At 66.5% G+C, this 12,774-nt stretch carries 14 protein-coding genes; 10 read left to right on the forward strand and 4 right to left on the reverse strand.

The features are described from left to right. Together DBO33_RS15455 and DBO33_RS15460 are read right to left on the reverse strand one after the other, a co-directional pair. Complete coding sequence (locus tag DBO33_RS15455) at positions 1-798, reverse strand: class I SAM-dependent methyltransferase (RefSeq protein ID WP_199856642.1); 798 nt, start codon at positions 796-798, stop codon at positions 1-3. A gap of 96 nt (positions 799-894) precedes the next feature. Next, the gene (locus DBO33_RS15460) at positions 895-2,037 is read right to left on the reverse strand and encodes an LLM class flavin-dependent oxidoreductase (RefSeq protein WP_159080284.1); all 1,143 of its coding nucleotides are present in this window, start codon (positions 2,035-2,037) and stop codon (positions 895-897) included. A gap of 211 nt (positions 2,038-2,248) precedes the next feature. Between DBO33_RS15460 and DBO33_RS15465 the strand changes: the two genes are divergently transcribed. Together DBO33_RS15465 and DBO33_RS15470 are read left to right on the forward strand one after the other, a co-directional pair. Next, positions 2,249-4,135 (forward strand): S9 family peptidase, encoded by a 1,887-nt coding sequence (locus DBO33_RS15465; RefSeq protein WP_107660299.1) that lies wholly within the window; start codon positions 2,249-2,251, stop codon positions 4,133-4,135. Between the two features lie 93 nt (positions 4,136-4,228). Beyond that, positions 4,229-4,954, forward strand: a complete 726-nt coding sequence (locus DBO33_RS15470) for a MerR family transcriptional regulator (protein WP_107655660.1) — start codon at positions 4,229-4,231, stop codon at positions 4,952-4,954. Between the two features lie 9 nt (positions 4,955-4,963). Here the strand turns inward: DBO33_RS15470 and DBO33_RS15475 are convergent, their stop codons facing one another. After that, positions 4,964-5,317, reverse strand: a complete 354-nt coding sequence (locus DBO33_RS15475) for a VOC family protein (RefSeq protein WP_107655661.1) — start codon at positions 5,315-5,317, stop codon at positions 4,964-4,966. 209 nt (positions 5,318-5,526) lie between these two features. On the opposite strand from DBO33_RS15475, the gene DBO33_RS15480 reads away from it, so the two are divergent. The 6 genes from DBO33_RS15480 (at position 5,527) to DBO33_RS15510 (ending at position 9,237) form a co-directional block, all read left to right on the forward strand. After that, positions 5,527-5,859, forward strand: coding sequence for a hypothetical protein (locus DBO33_RS15480; RefSeq protein ID WP_107655662.1), 333 nt, complete (start codon positions 5,527-5,529; stop codon positions 5,857-5,859). A gap of 25 nt (positions 5,860-5,884) precedes the next feature. Continuing rightward, positions 5,885-6,319, forward strand: coding sequence for a hypothetical protein (locus tag DBO33_RS15485; protein ID WP_107655663.1), 435 nt, complete (start codon positions 5,885-5,887; stop codon positions 6,317-6,319). 164 nt (positions 6,320-6,483) lie between these two features. Next, the gene (locus DBO33_RS15490; RefSeq protein WP_107655664.1) at positions 6,484-7,356 is read left to right on the forward strand and encodes an alpha/beta fold hydrolase; all 873 of its coding nucleotides are present in this window, start codon (positions 6,484-6,486) and stop codon (positions 7,354-7,356) included. Positions 7,357-7,393: 37 nt separating this feature from the next. Next, positions 7,394-7,888, forward strand: a complete 495-nt coding sequence (locus tag DBO33_RS15495; RefSeq protein WP_199856643.1) for an SMI1/KNR4 family protein — start codon at positions 7,394-7,396, stop codon at positions 7,886-7,888. A 24-nt stretch (positions 7,889-7,912) separates the two neighbouring features. Further along, a complete protein-coding gene (locus DBO33_RS15500) occupies positions 7,913-8,425 on the forward strand; it encodes a DinB family protein (protein WP_107655665.1) in 513 nt (170 codons plus the stop codon). Between the two features lie 359 nt (positions 8,426-8,784). Then, complete coding sequence (locus DBO33_RS15510; protein ID WP_107655667.1) at positions 8,785-9,237, forward strand: YunG family protein; 453 nt, start codon at positions 8,785-8,787, stop codon at positions 9,235-9,237. 138 nt (positions 9,238-9,375) lie between these two features. Here the strand turns inward: DBO33_RS15510 and DBO33_RS15515 are convergent, their stop codons facing one another. Beyond that, entirely contained in the window at positions 9,376-10,560 is a 1,185-nt protein-coding gene (locus DBO33_RS15515) for an NAD(P)/FAD-dependent oxidoreductase (RefSeq protein WP_107655668.1), read from the reverse strand. Between the two features lie 142 nt (positions 10,561-10,702). Here DBO33_RS15515 and DBO33_RS15520 point away from each other — a divergent pair, with 142 nt between their 5' ends. Together DBO33_RS15520 and DBO33_RS15525 are read left to right on the forward strand one after the other, a co-directional pair. Further along, positions 10,703-11,578 carry a helix-turn-helix domain-containing protein gene (locus DBO33_RS15520; RefSeq protein WP_199856644.1) on the forward strand — a complete coding sequence of 292 codons (876 nt, stop codon included), beginning with the start codon at positions 10,703-10,705 and terminating at the stop codon, positions 11,576-11,578. A gap of 131 nt (positions 11,579-11,709) precedes the next feature. Further along, positions 11,710-12,726, forward strand: a complete 1,017-nt coding sequence (locus DBO33_RS15525) for an alpha/beta hydrolase (RefSeq protein WP_107655669.1) — start codon at positions 11,710-11,712, stop codon at positions 12,724-12,726. The last annotated feature ends 48 nt before the right edge of the window (positions 12,727-12,774 follow it).

Below are 12,774 nucleotides of genomic sequence, written 5' to 3' on the forward strand. Positions count from 1 at the left end.
CTATCGGCGAGCCGTAACCAACCAGGCGCGCGAGTCGAACCACACACCATCGGCAGTGTGGTGCTCGGCCATGGTGGTGCGCAGACGGTCGAGTGCGCGCTGGGTTTCGGCGGCGTCGAGTCGATTGAGCAGATCGGTCGTCATGTGCAATACGCGGACGGCGTCGACGCCGGCGTCCGGGTCGGCGCCGTAATAGATGGGCTCGCGCAGGTCGGTGATGGAGATGTCTTTGAATCCGGCAGCGGTAAGAATCTCCTCCACTCGCGCTGGATCACCCAGCGAGAAGGCACCGGTACTGGTGGCGGGCGTGGCATTGCCGGTGAGGGCCTGGTGGATCGCACCCACCCACTCTTGTTGGGCGCTGTCCTGCCACACCAGTTGCACCAGTCGCGCTCCGGGCTGCAATGCGCGCCCGATGTTGATGAACGCCGCGACCGGATCGGCGAAGAACATCGTGCCGAAGCGGCTGGCGGCGCGGGTGAAGTGCTCGGGTGGGAACGGATAGACCTGTGCGTCCGCCTGCTCGAAGCGCAGGTTGGGCAACTCTTCGGCGGCGGTGAGCCGGCGGGCGGGCGCCAGCATCACCGGTGATATGTCGACCCCGAGGGCACTGCCCTGATGTGCGAGCTTGGCACTGTCGCGGGTGAGCTGCCCTGTGCCGCAACCGATGTCGAGCACGTGGTCGCTCGGCCCCACGTCGAGGGCTTCGCTCAGCCACCGGTGGTAGCGGCGCAGCTCGGCGTCGTAGTCGAACATGGTGTTCGATGCCGGTTCCGGTTGATTCCCGTGGTCGATCATGGAGCCATCATGACAGCAGCGGGGCTTCAGTGAACGGTACTCAGGCGTCGCGACGAGCGCGCGGGAATTCGTCGAGCGGAGCTGGACCGTGCGGGATTACGCCGAGGCCGACTGACGCCGTAGCCGCGCCGCCAACCACAGCACGACACCGTAACCGAACGCCGCGTCGGCGTTGGATACGAGCGCGCCGGTCGGAAAGACGATGGCGTGCCGCAATCCCGCATCGGCCAGCGCCCGGATGCGCGCCAAAACCTCTCGGGGCGTGCCGATCACGAGCCAATCGTGCAGCACCTCGTCGGGCACCTCGGCGATCGCCGCCTGCACTTCGGCTTTGGTCAGCTGGTGCGGCATCAGCTCGATCAGACCCCGGAAGCCTTCTCCGAAGGGATGTTTCGCGCCGTGGCGCGCCCACACCGCGTCCGGTGCGAGCAAGCCGAGATAGCGCACAGCGGGCGCGCGCAGCAGGCGCCGGATACCGGACGGTGTTCGTGCGGTGAGCATGGAGATCATTTGGGCGGGCACGATCGCTTCGGGGTCGCGACCTGCGGCGCGAGCGGCGGTGTGTACTACCTTCAGCCGGCGCTGGTATTCGTCCGGTGACAAGGCTTCCCACGGATACCACCCGTCGGCGTAGCGTCCGGTCAGTTCGAGCATCCGTGGTCCGTGCGCGCCGATCCAGATCTGCGGTATCCGGTCGGCGGGTGCGGTCAAATCCATTGGCGCGCTGTCGAGTTTGTAGTGCCGGCCGGTGAACTCGATGGGTTCCGCCGCCAGTGCCGCGCGCAGCACCTGGAGGGCCTCCTCCAGGCGATCGACCGGGCGGTTCCAGCTGAACCCGTACGGATCGAGGTTCTCCCGCTCGCCGGAGCCGAGGCCGAGGATGGGTGGCGCCTTCGTCATGTGCGCCAAGGTGAGAAACGTCTGCGCGAGCAGCACCGGATGCCTGCGATGCGGATCCGTCACCCCGACCCCCAACTGCACCTTTCCCGCCCCGGCGGCCAGATGGGCAAGCAACGGAGCGTAATCGAACTGCTCGTCGGGGCTGCGGACTACTTTCGCCTGCGGGGTGAAGTCGGTATCCCAGATGGCCCGGGGAAAGACGCTGATCAGATGGTCCGGCGCCAGCACCGAGTCCAGCTTGCCCAGCCTGGCTATCCGCACGACAAACCGTGCGGCGCTCAATGGCGGATTCACCCCGGCGAGCGTGCCCACTGCGAACGAATTGTGCGAGTCCGGCACTTCGGTCCCCTCTCGACCAGCATGCCCCCACCAGGCACCCCACCGATTATCCCGGCGCACCCCGCCCGCGTCCGGTGATTCAACCCGGTAGATCGCAACTCCCGCCGGACTTGACTGTGCCGCGACGGCATGGTTTCGACTGGTGTCGATGGCGCGCGCAGGTGCCGGTGGATGCGGTTCCTGCGGCCTCGAACCAGGTGGAAGGACAGATATGGCGTTACCGGAATTGCTCACGGTGGAAGACCTTTTCAGCCCACCCGTTCGGTCGGCGGCGTCGATCTCGCCGGACGGAACTCGGCTCGCCTACCTGGCTCCCTGGCAGAACCGGCTCAATGTGTGGGTGCAGGACCTCGACTCGGCCGAAGAACCGCGGTGCGTGACGGCCGATGGCAACCGCAGCATTCACGATTACCGCTGGACCGACGATCCGCGGTGGCTGCTCTACACCCAGGACGACAATGGCGACGAGAACTGGCATCTGTACCGCGTCGACCTGTCGCATCCGGCGGCCGCGGCGGTCGATCTCACGCCGTTCCCCGGTGCGCGGCTGTTCGGTCTAGAGCTGCCACGGGGGAGGCCCGGCGCCGCGATCGTCACGCTGAACGCCAGGAAGGTCGAAGAGTTCGATGTATACGAACTCGACATCGCCACCGGCGAACTCACGACGCTCGCGCAGAACCCGGGTCGCGTTTCCGGCTGGAAGGTGAGTCATCGCGGTGACCTGTTCGCCACGTCGATGACCGACGATGGTGATGTCGAACTATCCCGATACGACAGTGCCGCAGGCAGATTGAGTCGAGTCGCGGTGTGGGACGGCGCCGACTACCCGGTGGGTGTCTCGCCGATCGAGATCACTGCGGACGGTGCGGGGGCGTGGGTGGGATCCAACCGGGGCACCGATCGGACCCGCCTGGTTCGGCTCGATCTGACCACCGGGCAGGAGACCGAGATCGACAGTCACCCCAGCTTCGATCTCGATACGCGCGCAGGCGCGAGTCCCGGGTTTCCGTCGCCTCTCATCCTCAGCCGGCGGACCGGAAAGCTCATCGGGGCAAGGTATCTCGGTGAACGGCAGGTGATCCACGCCCTCGATTCGCACTTCGCCGAGGTGCTGGCGAACGTGACGAAGTTGTCCGACGGCGACATCAGCGCACTGTCCTCGGATGACAGCGAGCAGCGGTGGGTCGTCGGTTTCGAGCACGATCGGGAGCCCGGTGTCACCTACTTCTACGACCACGCGACGGGCGAGAGTCGGCTGCTGTTCCGGCCGTATCCCCACTTGGATCCGGCAGCGCTCGCGCCGATGACGCCGGTCACTATCACTGCACGCGACGGCCTCAGTCTCCCTTCGTATCTCACGCTGCCGGTCGGTGTGCCGCCGACCGGGTTGCCGTTGGTGCTCCTGGTGCACGGTGGCCCGTGGACGCGGGACAGCTGGGGTTTCGACGGGGCGGCGCAGTTGCTGGCCAATCGGGGATATGCCGTGCTGCAGATGAACTTTCGCGGGTCGACCGGGTACGGCAAGGCGTTCGTCAAGGCCGCCATCGGCGAGTTCGCGGGCAAGATGCACGACGACCTCATCGACGGCGTGACGTGGGCGGTCGAGCAGGGGTATGCCGATCCGGCACGCGTCGCCATCTTCGGCGGTTCCTACGGCGGCTACTCGGCGCTGGTCGGTGTCACCTTCACCCCGGAGGTCTTCGCCGCCGCCGTCGACTACTGCGGTATCTCGAACCTGGCGAACTTCCTGCGGACCATGCCGGTGTTCTCCCGGCCCTTCATGGCCAACAACTGGTATCTGTTCGTCGGGGATCCCGAGGTGCCGGAGCAGGCGGCGGACATGGCGGCACGTTCGCCGATCACCCGGGTGGATCAGATCCGCACGCCGCTGCTGGTTGCCCAGGGGGCCAACGATGTTCGGGTGGTACAAGCCGAATCCGACATCCTCGTCGCGGCGCTGCGTGCGCGCGGGGTCGAGGTCGAGTACATCGTGAAGGACGACGAGGGGCACGGTTTCGTGAACCCGGAGAACACCATCGAACTGTTCCAGGCGATCGACCGTTTCCTGGCGCGGTACCTGGGTGGGCGGACCGAATAACCGGACCATCCGGTGGCCGCTGACCGAGAGCACTGCTTGACTATGCCGTAAGGGCACAGTGTGTAGTGGGGGAGGACGAAAGGAGCGAGGGTCGTGGGGTGGAGCACTCGTGAACTGGCCGAGCTCGCGGGCACGAGCCTGCGCACCGTGCGGCACTACCACGATGTCGGACTGCTCGATGAGCCCGAACGCCGTGCGAATGGCTACAAGAGCTACGGCGTGGCCCATCTGGTCCGGGTGCTGCGGATCAAACGCCTTTCGGGGCTCGGCTTTTCGCTGGCGCAGATCGCCGAGATGGACAATCTCGATGAGCATCCGCAGGAGGCGCTGCGGACGCTGGACGCCGAACTCGCCGAAACCATCGACCGGCTCCAGCGGATCCGCGCCGAGGTCGCCCGGATCCTGGACCACCAGGAGTCGACCGACCTGCCACCCGAATTCGCCGCGGTGGAGCGGCCGGATATGTCCGACGCGGACCGCTCGCTCGCGTTCGTGCTCTCCCGGGTGATCGGTCCGGCGGGGCGGCAGGCGGTGGCACGGATGCTGGAAGACCCCGAGGTCAGCGCCTTTTCGACCGAATTCGACAACCTGCCCGCCGACGCGGATGAGCAGCAGCGCCAAGACGTCGCACAACGCATGATCCAAGGCGGCCGCGAGTTGTATGCCGCGCACCCGCGGGTCCTGAGCTGGTTCGACGATGCGCCGCGCGGCACCCGCTTCGCCGCGAGCACCACCGCGGCAGCCGTGCTGGAGGTGTACAACGCCGCGCAGCTCGACGTGCTTGCTCGCGTCGGCCGGGAGATCTCGCCGCCGAGCTGAACCCGCGGGTCAGTAGTACTGGACCAGGCAGAATTCATGCCCTTCCGGGTCGGCGAGTACGACCACCACGCCCTCGTCGTAGTCGTGCCGTTCGCCGGTGTCGCGGCCGCCGAGGGCGATGACCTGGGCGATGCCCTGATCGATGTCGTCCACCGCGACGTCCAGATGCAGGCGTACCTTGCCGTGCTTCGGCTCGGTCACGGGCTGGAAGACGAGGCGGGGGTGCGGGGCGTCGAGTTCGCCGAGATAGATCCAACCGGGCTGGGACGGGCCTTGCGGACGGTCCAGCAGTGCGCTCCAGAAGTCCGCGACTCGTTGCACGTCGACGCAGTCGATGGTCACGCCGACCCAGCGGTTCGTCATTTCGTCAGGTCTCCTGTGCGGTCGCCGATCTCGCCGGTCAGGCACGCCTCGCTGTTCGCGAACTCCGCCGTGTATGTGAGCATGCCGACCATGTCACCGGGAAACGGTCGCCTCGGCAAGTCGGCGGACACCGTGCCGTTTGCTGGGGCGCGGGCGGCTACGTTTCGACACCGGTGCACCGGGTAGCTCGGACGGCGAGGAGGTTAACGATGACGTTCGAAGAACTGCCTTTACCGGACTACGACCAACTCGCGCTCGGCGACATACGGCACCGCGTGCGCTCGCTCGACGAGGGCCAACTGCGCGCGTTGATCGAGCATGAGCACGCGCACGGTGATCGCGTGCCGGTACTCGAGGTACTACAGGCCCGGCTGAACGAGCTGGAAAACGGAGCCGAACCCTCGCCGGGTGACCCGACTCGGGCCCCCGACGTGTCGGGTGGGCACGGCGGCTCGACGGTGCAGCCGACCACGGCGGCCGAACCCAGCACGCCACTGCGGCACGGAGTCGCCGAGCAGACTCCCGCCCGTGGCCGACCTTGACGTTTGCTCTGCGAAGGAGAAGGCGATGACCGACGCGAAGGACACCTGGGACCCGCCGCAGGACACCGGCGCCCCTGACGCGGTGGAGACCGACCCGGCGGCGCTGAACAGCGCCGAAGACCTGGACGAAGACAGCCTCCGGGTGGATCCGTTCGAGGAAGGCATGGACCCGCCGGAGCACTGGTCCGGGGTGAACAAATACGGCATGACGCCGCGTGAGGAGGCCGAGGCGCGGCCGCTCGCCGAACGCCTCGAAGAGGAGCAGCCCGATCTGGTCCCGGAGCCGCCGCCGGAATCCGGGCCGTCCGAAGCCGCGGCGATCACCGTCGTCGACGAGATCGCGTCCGATGCCGACGACGTTGTCGCGCCGCACAGTTACGAGGAAGATCTGGGCATCGAGGCCGATATCGCGGGCGGGTCCGTCGCGAACGAGATCCGTCGGCCGGAACCGCCGGAGTAAGTGCTGCTCGCCTAGCGGCCTCCCTTGTGATTCGGTCCGAGTTCGGTCGGCGGGGCGCGCTGCCAGATGGGTTGTCTCGGTGATCCTTTCGGTAGCGCGCCTTACGCCTACGGTTGCGCATACGGGACCGATGAGTTTTCGATGCGGGCACCGTCAGTATCGATATGACGACAACACACACCCTCGATACCGCCGACTTCGCCATCGTCTACGACGTGCACGGACCGCTGCCCACTGCGGACGGACGCCCGCCGCTGGTCATGGTCGGCCTGCCCATGGACGCCACCGGCTTCACGACGCTGACGTCGTATTTTCCCGATCGCACCGTGGTCACCTACGACCCGCGCGGTATCGGGCGCAGCACCCGCAAGGACGGTCGGGTCGACAATGTGCCCGAGGTCCACGCCGCCGACCTGCATACCCTGATCGAGGCGCTCGGCGCCGGGCCGGTCGAGATGTTCGCCAGCAGCGGTGGCGCGGTCGTTTCGCTCGCACTCGTGACCGCCTACCCCGACGACGTGAGCACACTGGTGGCGCACGAGCCGCCGCTCATCTCCGTGGTCCCCGACTCCGCCGCAGCCGAGCGCGCCCGCGCCGGTTACCGAGATGCGTACGAGGCCAAGGGATTCGGCGCGGGCATGGCGGGCTTCATCGCCATGACCTCCTGGCAAGGCGAATTCACCGACGAGTACTTCGCCCAGCCCCCAGCCGATCCCGCGATGTTCGGCCTGCCGACCGAAGACGACGGCTCCCGCGACGACCCGCTGCTGACCGACCGCTCCTGGGCCGTCAGCAGCTACCGCCCCGACTTCGCCGCCCTCACCGCAAGCCCCACCCGAATCGTCATCGCCGTCGGCGAGGAGTCCCTCAACACCTTCACCGGCCGCGCCCCCGTAGCCGCCGCCGAACTGCTTGGCCAGCAAGCCACCGTATTCCCCAGCCACCACGGAGGTTTCGCCGGCGACGAATACGGTTACCCCGGCCAGCCCGAAGCTTTCGCCCGGAAACTCCGTGAGGTTCTGGAGAGCGCTGAGTAGTCGCTAGGGAACTCGCGTCGTTTGTATGCTTCGCGCTGTGGCGACGGTCGATCAGGTGATGGCATCGTTCTGGAGTGACTCCGACTACGGTGTGCTCGCGCCGCTGACGGATGCGGCGGTTCGGGATGCCGAAGAGCAGTTGCGGGTAACGCTGCCTCCCTCGTTGGTGCGGCTCTTGCGGGTGCGCAACGGTGGGACCGTCGCCGAACGATGGAATGCGTCGCCACTTCCGGTGCCGTCGTTCGCTCGAAGCGACTATGCACGGTTCGACATGGTCATGGGGGTCGGCCGTTCCGACGACTTCCAGACGATGCTGGACACGCCATACCTGGTGTCGGAGTGGGGTCTTCCGTCGCCGATCGTGCTGCTGGATGGTGACGGGCACAGCTGGGTCGGGCTCGACTATCGCATTTGCGGGCCTCGCGGCGAACCCGCCGTGACGTACTTCGATGCGGACCAAGAGGATTCGTTGATCCTGGCGGCAGACTTCGAGACGTTCCTGGCGGGTTTGGCTGCGGCCGAGTCCTTCTGAAACCGGGCGGGGCATGATGGCCGGATGCAGTCGAATCAGCGTAGTGAACCAGCTCAGGTTGCCGGAGAGTACGAGACGCTTACCGGGTTCCTGCGATTTCAACGGGAGACGTTGGCGTGGAAGTGTTCCGGGCTTACCACGGAACAGCTTCGGCGGCGGGCGGTGCCGCCTTCGACGCTTTCGCTGCTCGGTCTGGTTCGTCATCTGACCGACGTGGAACGGACCTGGTTCACGCGGGTCTTGGAGGGGGAAGACGCGCCGTTTCTGTATTGGGGGGAGGATTCAGCTGACGATACCGACTTCGAGGTCGAGGAGGCTGATGCTGAGGAGTCGATTCGGTTGTGGGAGAAGGAATGTGCTCGGTCCAGTGAGATTGTCGAGGCGAGCGGGTCGCTTGATAGGGTCGGTACGCGTCGGCCATCTGGTGACACCTACAGCTTGCGATGGATTCTTACGCACATGATCGAGGAGTACGCGCGCCACAACGGGCATGCTGATCTGCTTCGTGAAGTCATCGACGGTCAGACCGGGGAATAGCAGCGGGTTGCCGGTCTCTGGAAGCGGCAACAGGACCGCGCGTTCTTGAGCGCCGATCCGCTGAATCCATGGTGGTTGTAAGGTGGCACCGCAACCTTCGCGCACGATTCGCCGTAGCGGCGTGCCGTTATGCCTATAACGCTGGCGCTACTCGCATTTCTCCGCCACCGTGCCCCGCTCGCCCGCGGGTCCCGTGTCGAGTGGGACATGACGCTGGCGCTACTCGGACTTCTCCGCCACTACGTCCCGCTCGCCCCCAGGTCCCGTGTCGAGCGGGACATGGTGCGGGAGAGGGCAACTCGCGCTGGTGTCGTCGGTCGGCGCGCAAGTCTGTCGGTGGTCGGTGGGATGCTCGCGATGTGACTGTTTGGAATCTGCTCGATATCGATCGGGCGCTGCGTGCGAGTTGGGCGGCCGACACCTGCTCAGCTGATGATGTGGCTCGCGCCGGCTGGCAATCCGACAATCCTGCCTGGGGGCATTGCGACATCACGGCCTTGATCGTCTACGACATCTTCGGCGGCGAGTTGATGGTGGGGGAGGTGTGGCTCGGTGCGGAGCAGCAGGGGTTTCACTGTTGGAATCGTTTGCCGAGCGGTATCGAACTCGACCTGACGCGCGAGCAGTTCCGGCTCGGTCAAATCATCACTGCCGCAAGAGTTGTCGAGCGCCCACAGGACCGATTGCCTCGGCGGTGGGACGAGTACCTGCTGCTACGTCAACGCGTCACCACCCATCTCGGCCGTCTGCCCGAACCTGCGGCGTCCGCAATGGTCCAGGAGCGTGATCGATCTGGAGCGTGCCGCGACTGAATCACCCCGGCAACGACCAGTTGGCCAAAGATGTTGTAGCAGTATCGGATCGTTCGATGTCGCGCGCCGAAGGAGTTGCAGCGGACGTTCAGGCGTTGGGTTCGCCGCGGCCGGTCAGGGCGTGGTCCAGTCGATAGCTCAACGAACGGACAACACCTCACGCCGCTTGGCCTGCAACACCTCTCGACGCTTCTCATCCTTGATCCACGTCAACGAACCAGGCTTGCGCGCCTCGTCCGCCAGATGTTTCAGGGCGTGCCGGCACACGAATTCTTTGAGCTTCGCGGCAGGTCCGCCGGCGAGGTGGAACGTGGTGGCGGTGTCGTCGTGGGCGGCGACTTGGAAGAGCCCGGCGCGCCGGCCCAGGCTGAGGCACTGACCTGCGAAACCCAGGTTGATGGGTGCCGGTTGCTGACCGGCGATCCGGCTGAGCACCGTGTCGGCGGCGTGTGCGCCGATCCGCGTGGCGCTCTGGCAGCTCATCCGGAACGGCAGGTTCGACGGTGCCGCCGAATCGCCTGCGGCGATGATGTGCACGTCGTCCACGCTGGTCAGCGTCTCGTCGGTGAGCAGCCTGCCCACCGCGTCGGTGCTCAGCCCGCTGCGTGCGGCCAGGTCTGGGACGCCGAATCCGGCGGTCCAGATGGTCACCGCGCTGCGCAGCGTGTGGCCGCCGCTGAGCCGCACCAAGTCGGGCGTGACGGCGGTAACCGCCGCGGCAGGGCCTTCGAGCACGGTCACCCCGAGCTTCGCCATCCGCTTGGCCACCGAGCGCCGACCTCGCGGATGCAGATACGGGCCGAGCACCGAACCGCACACCAGCGTCACCTTGCGACCTTGCTCGGCCAGTTCGGCTGCGACCTCGAGGCCGGTCGGACCGGCGCCGACCACCGTCACCGCGGCCGTCGCGGGCGCAACATCGAGGACCGGCCGCAACCGCTGCGCCTCTTCCAATGTGCCGACGGGATAGGCGAATTCGGCCGCCCCGGGCACTTGCGGCTCGGCGCTTCCGCTACCCACCGCGTAGATCAGATAGTCGTAGCCGACCATTGCACCGCTGGCCAAACCCACACTGCGCGCGGCAGCGTCGATCTCTGTCACGGTGTCTACGACCAGCTGAACACCCTCGGCCAGGATCTCCCGGTAGTCGACCACCGCGTCGCCGGACCCAGCCACCAACTGATGCAGGCGGATCCGCTCGACAAAGTGCGAACGCGGGTTGATCAGCGTCACGGTCACGTCGTCGCGCTGCGTCAGTCGGTTGGCCGCCAGCACACCGGCGTATCCGCCGCCGATCACGACCACATCGGTGTTCCCAGTCATGGTGTCTCCTTAGTTCCCGGGGTTCGGGAATAGGACACCGTGCGACCGGCTTTTGTGACATGTGTGAGGCAGACCACGCTCGGGAGCGTGGACCGCGACCTGTCGGCATCAGTGCCACGCCGTCGACTCGTACGATGGCGACATGCCCGTCGAGTCGGTTCGTGTTGCTGGGGCCGAGGTGGATGTCGCTGTCCCAGCACGGCCGGGGCGGGTGGCGGGGGTCAGCATGGCCGGGTTTCGTAGTCGGGCAAAGAGTCCGGTTGAGTTGCCGATGGTCCCGTACCCGGCCCTGACGGTGTTCATCGATTTCGGTGACGTGTTTCTCGTTGATGCGGCCAGTGGTGTGCGAATGCCAGGCGGTGGTGTCGTCGGTCTCGGGCCTGCTGGTGTGCGCGGGTGCGGGCAGGAGGTCGACCTGCTGCAGGTGCGGTTGTCGCCGGTGGTCGCGCATGCGGTGCTGGGGGCGTCGTCGGAGTTGGATGGGACGGTGGTCGCCCTCGAGGAGCTCTGGCAACGTGACGCCGCACGCCTTCGGGAGCAACTGCACGCCACCCGATCCTGGGATGAACGATTCGCGATCGCGGAGACCACGCTCGGTCGACGACTGGGGGAGGGGCGGGTGGTTCATCCGGAGGTCGCCTTCGCTTGGGCACGAATCATGAAGAGCCGGGGGCAGATTCGGGTGGAGCGATTGGCGGAGGAGGTGGGCTGGAGCCGCAAACAGTTGTGGTCGCGGTTCCGCTCGCAGATCGGTCTGACGCCCAAGCGCGCCGCACAGCTGGTTCGGTTCGACTATGCGGCGCACCGGCTCGCAAGAGGCGACAGTGCCGCGTCGGTGTCGGCCGAGAGCGGTTATGTCGACCAGTCCCACCTGCATCGAGACGCAAGGAACTTTGCCGGGCTGACACCGACGGCGCTGGCGGTCGCGCCATGGTTCGCAGTCGATCCCGTCGCGTGGGCTGCCCCCGGTCCAAGCGAGGCCTTGACGCCGCGTCGAGTGCGTAACGCCCGACGATAGAACTCCGGGACGGGGAACATTTTTCCAATACAACCGGTCGGATTCCGTCGATGCTGACTCTCATGTCCGCAAACACGCGCTCGACACCGGCTGTCCGGTCGGCCGACGCGGTGCCGTCGAGGAGGAATGACATGAACGCCGTACCTGGCATCGAACGCCCGCCGCTCGGTTTCCGGCTGCTGCACAAGGTGCAGAAGGAACCGGACTGGTCGACGATCACCGACGAAGAGCTGATCACCTACCGCGACGCGGCGAACCGTAAGGCTGCTGCTCGCTTCAGTCGAGTGATCACCGGGTTCCCGGATCGTCGTGCCACGATCCGTTGGCAGGAGGTGACCTTGCCCGATCGGACGATCCGGGTCAGGGTGTACCGCCCCACCGCCGAGCATGCCACCGCGCTGCCGCTCGTCCTGCACGTGCACGGCGGTGGATTCGTGGGTACGGCACCGCAATGTGATTGGGCGAACAGTTATTTCGCCGCACGACTGCCCGCGATCGTCGTCTCGGTCGAGCACCGCCTGCTCGCTCCGGGGAGCCCACTGTCGGCGGCCGTCGACGACGGCTGGGACGTGCTGTGTCACCTGGTGCAGCACGCCGCGGAATGGGGGATCGATCCGGCAAGGATCGCCGTCGCCGGGGAGAGTACCGGCGCATTGATCGCCGCACTCACCGCGATCCGAGCCAAAGCCGCCGGCCTGCCGCTACGGGCCCAGGTATTGACCAATCCTGTTGCCGACGTGACGGATTCGATGTTCGACTACCCGTCCATGGTCGAGCACGCGAACAGTCCGGGCCTGACCGTCGTGAGATTGCGGCTGTTCCGCAAACTGGCAGTCCCCGAGGCAGCGGATGCCCACGCGGTGTCACCCCTGCACACCACCGACCTGAGCGGACTGGCGCCAGCCCTCGTCGTGGTGCCGACCATCGATCCGGTAGCCGACCACGGCCGCCGCTATGCCCAGCGACTGGGCGAGTTCGGCACGCCCGCAAGACGTTCCGAACATCGCGGAGCTCCACACGCCTTCCTAGCCCTGCCCGGCGTGGTCCCACAGGCCAAGGCCGCACGCGCCGAGATCACCGAGTTCCTCGACGGTCACCTCGCCGAATCACAGTCGACCGCGCGTCCATCGAAGGCGACGGCACGATAGTCCCCGACTCCGCGCGACCGGCTGATCGGGGTGGTTCGTCGACCCGGT

Origin of the sequence: Nocardia suismassiliense (assembly GCF_900269665.1) — a bacterium.
GTDB lineage: Bacteria > Actinomycetota > Actinomycetes > Mycobacteriales > Mycobacteriaceae > Nocardia > Nocardia suismassiliense.

Coding starts and splice junctions, on each gene's coding strand:
- DBO33_RS15455 (WP_199856642.1), bottom strand. CDS start 798: ATGATCGACCACGGGAATCAACCGGAACCGGCATCGAACACCATGTTC.
- DBO33_RS15465 (WP_107660299.1), top strand. CDS start 2,249: ATGGCGTTACCGGAATTGCTCACGGTGGAAGACCTTTTCAGCCCACCC.
- DBO33_RS15475 (WP_107655661.1), bottom strand. CDS start 5,317: ATGACGAACCGCTGGGTCGGCGTGACCATCGACTGCGTCGACGTGCAA.
- DBO33_RS15480 (WP_107655662.1), top strand. CDS start 5,527: ATGACGTTCGAAGAACTGCCTTTACCGGACTACGACCAACTCGCGCTC.
- DBO33_RS15485 (WP_107655663.1), top strand. CDS start 5,885: ATGACCGACGCGAAGGACACCTGGGACCCGCCGCAGGACACCGGCGCC.
- DBO33_RS15490 (WP_107655664.1), top strand. CDS start 6,484: ATGACGACAACACACACCCTCGATACCGCCGACTTCGCCATCGTCTAC.
- DBO33_RS15500 (WP_107655665.1), top strand. CDS start 7,913: ATGCAGTCGAATCAGCGTAGTGAACCAGCTCAGGTTGCCGGAGAGTAC.
- DBO33_RS15515 (WP_107655668.1), bottom strand. CDS start 10,560: ATGACTGGGAACACCGATGTGGTCGTGATCGGCGGCGGATACGCCGGT.
- DBO33_RS15520 (WP_199856644.1), top strand. CDS start 10,703: ATGCCCGTCGAGTCGGTTCGTGTTGCTGGGGCCGAGGTGGATGTCGCT.
- DBO33_RS15525 (WP_107655669.1), top strand. CDS start 11,710: ATGAACGCCGTACCTGGCATCGAACGCCCGCCGCTCGGTTTCCGGCTG.